Source organism: Pandoraea sp. B-6 (assembly GCF_000282835.1).
Classification (GTDB): Bacteria; Pseudomonadota; Gammaproteobacteria; order Burkholderiales; family Burkholderiaceae; genus Pandoraea; species Pandoraea cepalis.
In genome coordinates this window covers 22823-34059 of record NZ_KB290493.1, presented here as the reverse complement: position 1 = coordinate 34059, position 11237 = coordinate 22823, and the positions used below count along the sequence as shown (strand labels likewise).

Sequence of the window (11237 nt, the reverse complement as noted above, 5' to 3'; positions counted from 1 at the left end):
AACTGGCGCTGCTCGCGGTCGTCGCCGACGCTTGTGCGAGCGACGGCTCCCCGGGGGCCGAGGTCGGCAGGGACGGCGACGGTGCCAGTGCCAGACGCGCGGCCAGCGGGTTGGCCGGTGCGCTCGGCAGTGCGCGTGTGCGCTTTCTCAAGCGCTTCAATGCGCTGCCCGATGGCCTGCCGTTCCTCGTGCGCTGGCGCGCCGACATGCTGGAACACCGCGCGGTGTTGCCCGGACTCGCGGCGCTCGAAGAGGATCTCGGCAGTCTCTTTTCGACATGGTTCGACGTCGGACTGCTGGAATTGCATCCGATCACGTGGGATTCGCCGGCGTCGCTGCTCGAAAAGCTCATGCGCTACGAAGCGGTGCATGAGATTTCGTCGTGGGCGGATCTGCGCAACCGGCTCGATTCTGATCGCCGTTGCTATGCGTTCTTTCATCCGCGCATGCCGCGCGAGCCGCTGATCTTCGTTGAAGTGGCGTTTGTGCCCGAGATGGCCGCCGACGTGCATTCGCTGCTCGACGAGAAGGCGCCGCTCGAGGATCTGCGTCGCGTGCGCTGGGCGATCTTCTATTCGATCTCGAACACGCAGCCCGGCCTGCGCGGGGTGAGCTTCGGCAACTTCCTGCTCAAGCGCGTGATCGACGAACTGCAAGTCGATTTTCCGAAGCTGCGCAATTTCGCGACGCTCTCGCCGATTCCGGGGTTCAACGACTGGCTCAAGTCGCTGTCGACCCTGGCGCTTGTGCAAGTGCTTGGCCCAAAGCGCGCGAAACTGCTGGGGCAGGAGGGGGCGCCGGCGCCCGATGTTTCCGGAGCACAGATGGTGGCGTGGTTGCAGGCCTCTGCCGAGCGCAAGGGCGCGCAAGCATCGCAGCGCAGTCTTGGCGAAGCGCTGGCCGCGTACTATCTGGCGCGCGAAACCGTGCGGGGACAGCCGCGCGATCCGGTTGCGCGGTTCCATCTGGGCAACGGCGCGCGCGTGGAGCGCATCAACTGGCATGCCGATCTTTCGAAGAAGGGCGCGAAGCAGTCGTGCGGCATGATGGTCAATTATCTTTACGAGTCCGACGAACTCGACGCCAACCTTCAACGTCTCATCGACGGCGAACCCGCGCTCGGGCGCGCCGTGGCGAGGCTGCTCTGAACATGACGACGCTTTGGTATGCAAACCAGTATCCACGCCCATCAACCGCATGGAGGAACGCGTGAGTGAAGTCCTGCGCGATGACCGTTCGCTTGACGACGGATGGGTCACGTTGACGCTGTCGAATCCCGGCAAGCTCAATGCGATTTCGGTCGCCATGTGGCGTGCCCTGCGCGCGCATCTGCAAGCGCTCGACGAGGACGCGCGCGTGCGCGCCATCGTTATTCGCGGGGCGAAAGGTCACTTCGCGGCCGGCGCCGATATCGAAGAGTTTCCGCTCGAGCGCGGCAGCTACGACGCGCTGCGGCGCTATCACGGCGAGGTCATCGGGCCGACGCTCGACGCCTTGGCACATTGCCGGCATCCGAGCGTCGCGCTGATCGAGGGGGTGTGCGTGGGCGGCGGCCTGGAGATCGCGGCGCATTGCGACTTGCGCATTGCCGGGGAGGGCGCTCGTTTCGGCGTGCCGATCAACAAGCTCGGCTTTCCAATGGCGCCCGGCGAACTGCGCGGCGTGCTCGCCCTGGCAGGCCGCGCGACAACGCTCGAAATCTTGCTGGAGGGGCGCGTCTTTGGCGCGGCGGAGGCGCGCGAGAAAGGACTGCTTACGCGCGTGGTGGCCGACGACGCGGTGGAACACGAGGGCTATGCGTGCGCGCGGCGTCTCGCCGCCGGCGCGCCGTTGGCCGCCCAACTGAACAAATGGCTGATCGCCCGGTTGGCACCGACCGTGCCGCCGTTGTCCGAGGCCGAATGGCAAAATGCGTTTTCGTATTGGGATTCGCACGATCACCGCGAAGGGGTGGCGGCATTCCTCGAGAAGCGCCCGCCTGACTTTTTGGGGCGGTGAGCGACGCCACGTCGTCGCTGCTTTTTTTCCAGTCAACGCATCCACTGTTTCAAATCCGGTTCTGTTTATGACGCAAGACACCAATCTCTACCGACTTTTTGCCGAGCGTTTTCCCGCCGATAAATCGGCGTGCGCGATCGAGACGCCCGAAGGGCTCTATTACAGTTGGGACGACGTCGAGCGCGCGAGCGCTCGCATGGCGAACCTGCTCGCGAGTCTCGACCTGACACCTGGCGCACGTATTGCCGTGCAGGTCGAAAAGTCGCCGGAGGCGCTGCTGCTCTACCTCGCCACCTTGCGCGCGGGGTTCGTGTATCTGCCGCTGAATACGGCATATCGCGAGGGCGAGATCGCTTACTTCGTCGAGAACGCCGCGCCGGATGTCGTGGTGTGCAGTCCGGCAAATTTCGGCTGGGTGTCGAAGGTTGCGTTCACGAACGGTGCGAAGCACGTCTATACGCTCGGCGACGATCGTACGGGTTCGCTGCTGGAGCGCGCGGCGTGGTTCGACGACTCCTTCGAGACGGTGCCGCGTGCGCCAGATGATCTCGCCGCCATTCTGTACACGTCGGGCACGACGGGCCGCAGCAAGGGGGCCATGCTCTCTCACGGCAACCTCGCGAGCAACGCGCGCGTGTTGCACGAGTTCTGGGGATGGGGCGAGCGCGAGGGCGGCGACGTGCTGCTGCACGCGCTGCCGATTTTCCACGTGCACGGGTTGTTCGTCGCGAGCCATGCGGCGCTGTATTCCGGCAGCAAGATGATCTGGATGACGAAGTTCGATGCACGTGAAGTGCTGCATCAACTTTCGCGTGCCACGGTGTTCATGGGCGTGCCGACGTATTACGTCCGGTTGCTGGCGGAGGCGGGGCTCGATCGCGAGGCGTGTCGCAACATGCGGCTGTTCATTTCTGGCTCGGCACCGCTGTTGAGCGAGACGTTCGACGCCTTCCGCGAGCGCACCGGCCATACGATTCTGGAGCGTTACGGCATGTCCGAGACGGTCATGCTCATCTCGAACCCGTATCGCGGCGATGCGGCGAGCGTGCGCCGCGCGGGTACGGTTGGCGTGCCGCTGCCGGGGGTGACGGTACGCGTGGTCGGCGACGACGCACAGCCATGCGGGTCGGGCGAGATCGGTCACATCCAGGTCAAGGGGCCGAACGTGTTTGCCGGCTACTGGCGCATGCCGGAGAAGACCGCAGAAGAGTTCACCGACGACGGCTTCTTCAAGACGGGCGACGTTGGAAAGTTCGATGAGCAGGGCTATGTGCACATCGTCGGTCGCTCGAAGGATCTCATCATCTCGGGCGGCTACAACGTTTATCCGAAGGAAATCGAGGGCTTCATTGACGAGATGGACGGCGTGGCCGAGTCGGCGGTGATTGGCGTTCCGCACCCGGACTTCGGTGAGGCGGTGGTGGCCGTCATCGTGCCGCGCGACGGTGCAAAGGCACCCGACGAACGAACGGTCATCGACACGCTCAAGCAGCGTATCGCTAACTTCAAGGTGCCCAAGCGTGTGCACGTCGTCGCCGAATTGCCGCGCAATACGATGGGCAAGGTGCAAAAGAACTTGCTGCGGGAGCGCTTCAAGTAAGCGCGATGCAGCATCGCGCGTCGGTCATCCAATATTGAACGTAAAAGAATGCCGCCCTCGACGGGGCGGCATGATAACTCACCTAACAACGTGCGGGCCCGCGCGGCTTACTTCATCTGCACCGTACCCGAGACCGTCACGGTCACCTGCGTTTTGCCGCCTTCGAGCTGCATCGGCGGCGCGGCGTCGGCGCCCGCACTCATGGCCATTGCCTTCATCGCGTACGGACGCGGCATCATCGGCGCGTTCGCACCGACCTGCACCTGACGGATCGTGTAGCTGCTGTAGCCGAAGGCCTTCGTGTTGTTCTGCGCCTGATCGCGGAACGCCTGGATGGCCTGATTCGTCAGCTCGGCCTGGGTCTTCTCCTGCGCTTCACGCGAGAGCGAGAACGACACGCCGTCCATCTGCATCTGGTTCGAGATCTGGCTGGCGAGACGCGATGCGGCACCGAAATCCTTCGAAGTCATTTGCAGTTCGGTGCGGCCTCGCCATGCGGTGATCTTGCCGTCGCGGTTGGTCGTCGGGTAGAGCGAGACGCTACCGGTCTGAACCTGCACGGCATTCTGGCCCTTGGCCACGGACATCGCGCTGTTGGCCTTCTGCGTGAGATTGCGCGACACGGTCGCGGCGTCGGCGCCTTGCTCCTGCGCGGACATCGTGATGTGAACGGTGTCCTGCTCGACTTCCTTCGTGGCGTGCGCTTCAAGGCCCAGTACACCCGAGACCTGACGGTTGGCATCTTCACCCGACTGGGCGTAGGCGACATTGGCGGCGGTGGCGATCAGCAGCGCGGCAGCGAGAGATTTGCGCATCGTATTGTCCTTTTTCGAGTGAGAGTTCGCCTGGGCGTGGCGAACGGTTGACCGGTCGCTCGCGCGGCCTTCGCGGCATGACGCTCGCCACATGATGGCGTGTCATGCGGTCATGGCCACAGGCTATGCCGGTGTCGGCAACCTGATACAGACGCTATCGCAACCGGGTTGGTTCCCCCGACACTTTCAGTCTTCAAGCAGATGCCGGGTGATGAACTTCCAGTGTTTGGGCGCCACGGGGGTGATCGAGAGACGGTTGCCGCGGGCGAGGACCAACATGCCGTCCAATTCCGGCGTCTGACGCATTTCCGTGAGCGGCATGAGGCGTGTCTTGCGATCCAGTTTGACGTCGACCAGCAGCCAACGTGGCGATTCCGGCGCCGACTTGGGATCGAAATAGGGACTCTTGGAGTCGAACTGGGTAGGGTCGGGATAGGGCGTCGACGCCACCGTTGCGAGTCCGGCGATACCGGGCACCGCACAGCTCGAATGATAGAAGAGCACGCCGTCGCCCACGCGCATCTCGTCGCGCATGAAGTTTCGTGCCTGATAGTTGCGCACGCCCGTCCACGCCAGGGTCTGGTGCTTCGCGCTGGCGAGATCGTCGATACTCGCCTCCTCGGGTTCGGACTTCATCAACCAGTAACGTTGCGTCATGCCGTTTCAGAGTTAAAGTTGTTGTAACGGTAGCAAACATCGCTCAAATTGACCAAAAATCGACGCATTTTGGATGGATGGGTTGCTGCGCTGCGATCCTTGGCCAAATCCTATACTATGCGTTTGTGATCTTCGTGTGACGATTGATGTGACCGGTTGGCGGAGTGCCCTGTCCGATCTCGCAACGGGCAAGTGCTCGATGCGCTTGTCAACCCGCCATTCACACAGGTCGCGCGTACGTGCTTGAGCGATACATGTTCAACCCCCTATGCCGATAGGAGCGTGTCATGGCAGCAGAGCCGTCTGTTCGAACCAATGCGTTCATCTTTTATTCCCTCGCGACGGTGTCGTTCATCGAGACCAGCGTGCCGGAGTTCGTCTCCACGCTCAACCAGATGTATGGCGACGACGACGAGATGAGAACGTGGCTGCGCGATACCTGGCTGCCCGAGGAAGTCGAGCACGGGCGGCTCGCCAAGGACTACATCGCGCGTGTCTGGCCCGAGTTCGACTGGGCGCCGGCGTACGACGCATTTCTGGAACGCTATAAGCCGCGGTGCGATGTGCAGCACATGCGGCCGTCGCTGGCCCTCGAGGCGCTTTCACGCTGCGTGACCGAGACGCAAACGGCCATGATCTACCGCTGCCTGGAATCCTATATGCCGGTCGAGGAACTCAAGCAGATGATGCACAAGCTGAGCAACGAGGAGGTCGGCCACTATCGCTATTTCCGCAAGACATTCGATCGGTACAACGCGGTGGAGCAGCGCGGGGTGATCCGGCGGCTGAGAACCATGGTCGAGCGCAGCGAACTGGTGCGCGACGAGGACATTGCGTTCGCGTTCGAGCCGCTCAATCGATTCTGGCGCACACCGCCGCCGTTCGAGACGATGACCTGGGACGCGTTCCTGGCGATGTCGGGCGATGTGATGAAGCAGTATATGCCTGTCGAGGCGGCCACGCGCATGATGTTCAAGCCGCTGGAGACGGGATCGTGGTGGCGCGACCGTCCGGTCAAGGCGCTGCTGAGCTTTATGGTGCGCCGGCAGTATCCGCAACTGGGCAGCGAGGCGTGAGGGTGCCGATTGTCGGAGCCTCGCGACGGTTCGGATGACGGATCCGATCGCGGCAGACGAAAAAAAACCCCGCCGAGGCGGGGTTTTTTCGTAGTCGGTGAGAACCGTATTACTTGTTCGTGCCGACGACTTCGACTTCCACGCGGCGATCCGGTGCCAGGCACTTGATCAGCTGACCGCGGTTCTTCTGGTTGCAACCGGTCGTGACCGGGTTGCGCTTGCCCTTGCCTTCCGTGTAGACGCGGTTGGCTTCAACGCCCTTGCTGACCAGGTAGGCCTTCACAGCTTGAGCGCGACGCAGCGACAGACGGTCGTTGTACTTGTCCGAACCGATGCGGTCGGTGTAGCCCGTGGCAACCACGACTTCCAGGTTCAGTGCTTGAACCTTGCCAGCCAGGTCGTCCAGCTTGGCCTTGCCTTCCGGCTTCAGGATGGCCTTGTCGAAATCGAACAGGGCGTCAGCTTGGTACGTCACCTTCTGCGAGACCGGAGCGACCGGAACCGGAGCCGGTGCCGGAGCCGGTGCCTGGGCGATGATCGAACCATCGCACTTGGCATTGGCCGTGGCCGGGGTCCAGTAGGCATCGCGCCAGCACAGTTCGTCCGAGCCGTTCTTCCAAACCCACTCGCCGCTGCCGTTAACCCAGTTGTCGTTGACAGCTTGTTTCGAGGCCGCGATCGGACCCGGAGCGGTCTGGACATAATTTTGAGCCATAGCCGAAGCAGCCATCACTGCGGTAGCTGCAACGATCGCGAGCTTAGCGAATTTATTCATATTTCTCCTCTCGAAATGAGATTACCGCAGGGTTACTGCGAGCCTAGACGACGGTACCAAAGTCTTACATCGCTCGAAGTATAACATCGGCCTTTGCGTCAAAGCATGGCCCATGCACTTCGAATAATGTCTAACTTATGCCACGGCATTTTGCCATAGCGCTTCCGCCACCCGTGAGCAAAACCCCAAGTTTGCCGCCCGTCGTGGCGCAGTTGTGGTGTGAGCGCAACACCTTTTGAGGCCCCTCGCCAACCGTTTCATTCTTCGTCGTCATCGATCGTTTTGGTATGCCGGACATGTCTTGTGCATCGCATCACGCTCGTTTCGGATGCCAATGACGGGCATGTTAGAATCTTAAGATCATATCGCCGGCAACCGCCTATCGCGATTAGGGTTTGATAGATACGAATAATGGATCAGTTCGCCAAAGAAACTCTCCCGATTTCGCTTGAAGAAGAAATGCGGCGGTCGTATCTCGATTACGCCATGAGCGTGATCGTCGGCCGCGCCCTGCCAGACGTGCGCGACGGCCTGAAGCCGGTGCACCGCCGTGCACTGTTTGCCATGCACGAGTTGAATAACGACTGGAACCGGGCATACAAGAAATCGGCACGTATCGTCGGTGACGTCATCGGTAAGTACCACCCGCACGGCGACGCCTCTGTATACGACACCATCGTTCGTATGGCGCAGCCGTTCTCGCTGCGCTACATGCTGGTCGACGGGCAGGGGAACTTCGGCTCGGTCGACGGCGACAACGCCGCTGCCATGCGATACACCGAAGTGCGCATGGCCAAGATCGGCCACGAGCTGCTCGCGGACATCGACAAGGAAACCGTCGACTTCGGTCCGAACTACGACGGCAGCGAGAAAGAGCCATTGATCTTGCCGGCCCGCATCCCGAACCTGCTGCTCAACGGTTCGTCGGGGATTGCGGTCGGCATGGCCACGAACATTCCGCCGCACAATCTCAACGAAGTCGTGGAAGGCTGTCTGCACGTGCTCAAGCACCCGGAAGCCACCATCGACGAACTCATCGAGATCATTCCGGCCCCGGATTTCCCGACGGCCGGCATCATCTACGGCATCTCCGGCGTGCGCGAGGGCTACCGCACCGGTCGCGGTCGTGTGGTGATGCGAGCGAAGACTCACTTCGAAGACATCGATCGCGGCCAGCGCGTGGCGATCATCGTCGACGAGCTGCCGTATCAGGTGAACAAGCGCTCACTGCTCGAGCGTATTGCCGAGCTGGTCAACGAGAAGCGTATTGAAGGGATTTCCGACATTCGCGACGAGTCCGACAAGAGCGGCATGCGCGTGGTGATCGAACTCAAGCGCGGCGAAGTACCCGAGGTTGTGCTCAACAATCTCTATAAGCATACGCAGCTGCAAGACACGTTCGGCATGAACATGGTGGCGCTGGTCGACGGCCAGCCCAAGCTGCTGAACCTGCGCGAAATGCTGGTGCACTTCCTTGCGCACCGCCGCGAAGTGATTACTCGCCGCACGATCTACGAACTGCGTCGCGCCCGTGAGCGTGGGCATGTGCTTGAAGGTCTGGCGGTAGCGCTTGCTAATATCGACGACTTCATCGCGATCATCAAGGCGGCACCGACGCCGCCGATCGCGAAGGCCGCGTTGATGGAAAAGGCGTGGGATTCGTCGGTCGTGCGCGACATGCTCGCGCGGGCCGAAAGCGATACGCGGGGCGGCCGTGCGGCCTACCGTCCGGAAGGGCTCGACGCCGCCGTGGGCATGCAGGCCGATGGACTCTACCGTCTGTCGGAGACGCAGGCGCAGGAAATTCTGCAGATGCGTCTGCAGCGCCTGACCGGTCTGGAACAGGACAAGATCGTTTCCGAGTACAAGGAAGTGATGGCCCAGATCGCCGACCTGCTCGACATCCTGGCGCGCCCTGAACGCGTGACGGCGATCATCGGCGACGAACTGACGGCCGTGCGCGCCGAGTTCGGCGACGAGCGTCGTTCGACCATCGAACACAACGCCACCGAACTCGACACCGAAGACCTGATTACGCCGCAGGACATGGTGGTTACGCTGTCGCACTCGGGCTACATCAAGTCGATGCCGTTGTCCGAATACCGCGCACAGAAGCGCGGTGGCCGAGGCAAGCAGGCGGCCGCGACCAAGGACGACGACTGGATCGACACGCTGTTCATTGCCAATACACACGATACGATTCTGTGCTTCTCGAATCGCGGCCGCGTGTATTGGATCAAGGTCTATGAAGTGCCGCAGGGGTCACGAACCTCGCGCGGGCGTCCGATCGTCAATATGTTCCCGTTGCAGGACGGCGAGAAGATCAACGTGGTGCTGCCGGTCAAGGCATACACGGAAGATCGCTTCGTGTTCATGGCCACGAGCCTGGGCACGGTCAAGAAGACGCCGCTGACGGCCTTCAGCCGTCCGCTCAAGAAGGGCATCATCGCGGTGAATCTCGATGACGGCGACGTGTTGATCGGCGCGGCCATCACCGACGGTGCCCACGACGTCATGTTGTTCTCGGACAGCGGCAAGGCGGTGCGTTTCGACGAAAACGATGTGCGTCCGATGGGACGCGAAGCGCGTGGCGTGCGCGGCATGCAGCTCGAAGACGGGCAGACGGTCATCGCGCTGCTGGTTGCCGAGAACGAGCAGCAGTCGGTGCTCACGGCGACCGAAAACGGCTACGGCAAACGCACGTCGATCACCGAATATACGCGCCACGGCCGTGGCACTAAGGGTATGATTGCGATCCAGACGAGCGAACGCAACGGCCGGGTGGTCGCGGCGACGCTGGTCGAGCCGGATGACGAGATCATGCTGATCACGACCGGCGGGGTGCTGATCCGTACGCGCGTGTCGGAAATTCGCGAAATGGGCCGGGCCACGCAGGGGGTGACGCTGATCAGCCTGGACGAAGGCACGACGCTTTCGGGCCTGCAACGCATCGTCGAGTCCGATGCCGAAATCGCGGAGAATGGCGGTGATGCTCAAGATGGCGACGAGACGCCGGAAGCGGATGTCACGGAATCATGACTGACGTAACGCGATGTAAGCTGCGGGCGCATTACCCCGAAAAGTCAGTAGAATCTGGCTCGATGCAGTGAAGTGCCCAGGCGAGGATGCATCTATTTATCGCCGGACAAAGCCGGCGAACTTTGGAGTGACTATTACTATGCAACATAACGTCAAGAAGTGGATGTGGCTGCTGCTCGCAGCGCCGGCAATGGCGATGGCTCAACAAAGCGCCCCGATCGATGCCGACAAGAAGGCCGCCATCAAGGACCTGCTCGACGCCATCGACGCGAATAAGCTCGTCGCTGCCATCGGTGACGGCGCGCAGCAACAGGCGAAGCAATTGGCGCCGCAAGTGCTCGAACGCCAACTGGTCGCCAACAAGACGATGAGCGATGCGCAGAAGCAGGCCATTGTGCCGACGCTGCAAGAGCGCTCGGTGCAAAAGCTCGTCGAGGGGGCAGGCAAGGTCTTCACTTCCGACGCGTTCAAGAACGATGCCGTGCAAGCGCAATACGCGGCTTATGGCAAGTTCTACACCACCGACGAAATCAAGGGTCTGACGGCGTTTTACAAGAGCGCGGTCGGCCAGAAGTACATCAAGGTGCAGGATCAGGTTGGCCAGGAAGTCGTTGGCGGTCTGATGCAGAAGTACATGCCGCAATCGATCGACGCGACCAGCAAGCAAGCGGACGCAGAGATTGCCGCGGCTGCCAAGTCGGCACCGAAGGCGCCGGCCAAGAAGTAAATTTCGGCCGGTCCCGCTGGGATTGACCGATAATGGCCGTTTGCGAGCGATCGCAAACGGCCATTTTGCATTGACGGTGTGAACTGCCGGGTTTTGCTCGGAATTTTCCGGCAAAGCCATCGTCCAGCGGCGGAATTGGGGCGGACACCCGCACGTCGAAGGCATCTGGCGGTATAGTGGGTCTTCGCCGCCTCGCAAACGAGTCATCGTCAGACGTGAAACGCAAGCCGCACGGGGCAGTGTCCGTCGGCTTGCGTTTCACTTTTACCGTGGCAAAACATTATGACGCGCGCTTTCAATTTTTCGGCCGGTCCGGCGGCGCTGCCGGCCGAGGTGCTGGCACAGGCTGCCGAGGAAATGCTCGACTGGCACGGCGCCGGTATGGGCGTGATGGAGATGAGCCATCGCGGACGTGAGTTCATGAGCATTCTGGCGCAGGCGCAGGCCGATCTGCGTGAGCTGCTCGCCGTGCCGGAGAACTACCGGATTCTGTTCATGCAGGGCGGCGCGCTGGCCGAGAACGCGCTCATCCCGATGAACCTGTTGGGCG

Annotated in this window: 10 protein-coding genes; 7 read left to right on the top strand and 3 right to left on the bottom strand. The window is 61.8% G+C overall.

The window, feature by feature from the left end:
- From A985_RS0103935 to A985_RS0103925, 3 genes are all read left to right on the top strand, one after another.
- Positions 1-1148, top strand: a 1148-nt coding sequence (locus tag A985_RS0103935; protein ID WP_017232110.1) for a malonyl-CoA decarboxylase domain-containing protein, incomplete at its 5' end; no start/stop codon positions are given.
- A 49-nt stretch (positions 1149-1197) separates the two neighbouring features.
- Positions 1198-1998 (top strand): enoyl-CoA hydratase/isomerase family protein, encoded by an 801-nt coding sequence (locus A985_RS0103930; protein WP_017232109.1) that lies wholly within the window; start codon positions 1198-1200, stop codon positions 1996-1998.
- Positions 1999-2065: 67 nt separating this feature from the next.
- The gene (locus A985_RS0103925) at positions 2066-3598 is read left to right on the top strand and encodes a malonyl-CoA synthase (protein ID WP_017232108.1); all 1533 of its coding nucleotides are present in this window, start codon (positions 2066-2068) and stop codon (positions 3596-3598) included.
- Between the two features lie 107 nt (positions 3599-3705).
- Here A985_RS0103925 and A985_RS0103920 read toward each other — a convergent pair whose 3' ends face one another.
- The gene (locus tag A985_RS0103920; protein ID WP_017232107.1) at positions 3706-4413 is read right to left on the bottom strand and encodes an SIMPL domain-containing protein; all 708 of its coding nucleotides are present in this window, start codon (positions 4411-4413) and stop codon (positions 3706-3708) included.
- A gap of 186 nt (positions 4414-4599) precedes the next feature.
- On the bottom strand, positions 4600-5070 hold the full coding sequence (locus A985_RS0103915) for an EVE domain-containing protein (protein WP_017232106.1): 471 nt from the start codon (positions 5068-5070) through the stop codon (positions 4600-4602).
- Between the two features lie 287 nt (positions 5071-5357).
- Here A985_RS0103915 and A985_RS0103910 point away from each other — a divergent pair, with 287 nt between their 5' ends.
- A complete protein-coding gene (locus tag A985_RS0103910; protein ID WP_017232105.1) occupies positions 5358-6146 on the top strand; it encodes a hypothetical protein in 789 nt (262 codons plus the stop codon).
- A 109-nt stretch (positions 6147-6255) separates the two neighbouring features.
- Here the strand turns inward: A985_RS0103910 and ompA are convergent, their stop codons facing one another.
- On the bottom strand, positions 6256-6921 hold the full coding sequence (ompA, locus tag A985_RS0103905) for an outer membrane protein OmpA (protein ID WP_017232104.1): 666 nt from the start codon (positions 6919-6921) through the stop codon (positions 6256-6258).
- Positions 6922-7332: 411 nt separating this feature from the next.
- On the opposite strand from ompA, the gene gyrA reads away from it, so the two are divergent.
- The 3 genes from gyrA to A985_RS28905 all read left to right on the top strand — a co-directional run.
- Entirely contained in the window at positions 7333-9960 is a 2628-nt protein-coding gene (gyrA, locus tag A985_RS0103900; RefSeq protein ID WP_017232103.1) for a DNA gyrase subunit A, read from the top strand.
- A 139-nt stretch (positions 9961-10099) separates the two neighbouring features.
- Entirely contained in the window at positions 10100-10687 is a 588-nt protein-coding gene (locus tag A985_RS0103895; protein ID WP_017232102.1) for a DUF2059 domain-containing protein, read from the top strand.
- Positions 10688-10969: 282 nt separating this feature from the next.
- Positions 10970-11237 (top strand): aminotransferase class V-fold PLP-dependent enzyme (locus A985_RS28905; protein ID WP_232424509.1); only part of this gene is annotated, 268 nt, incomplete at its 3' end.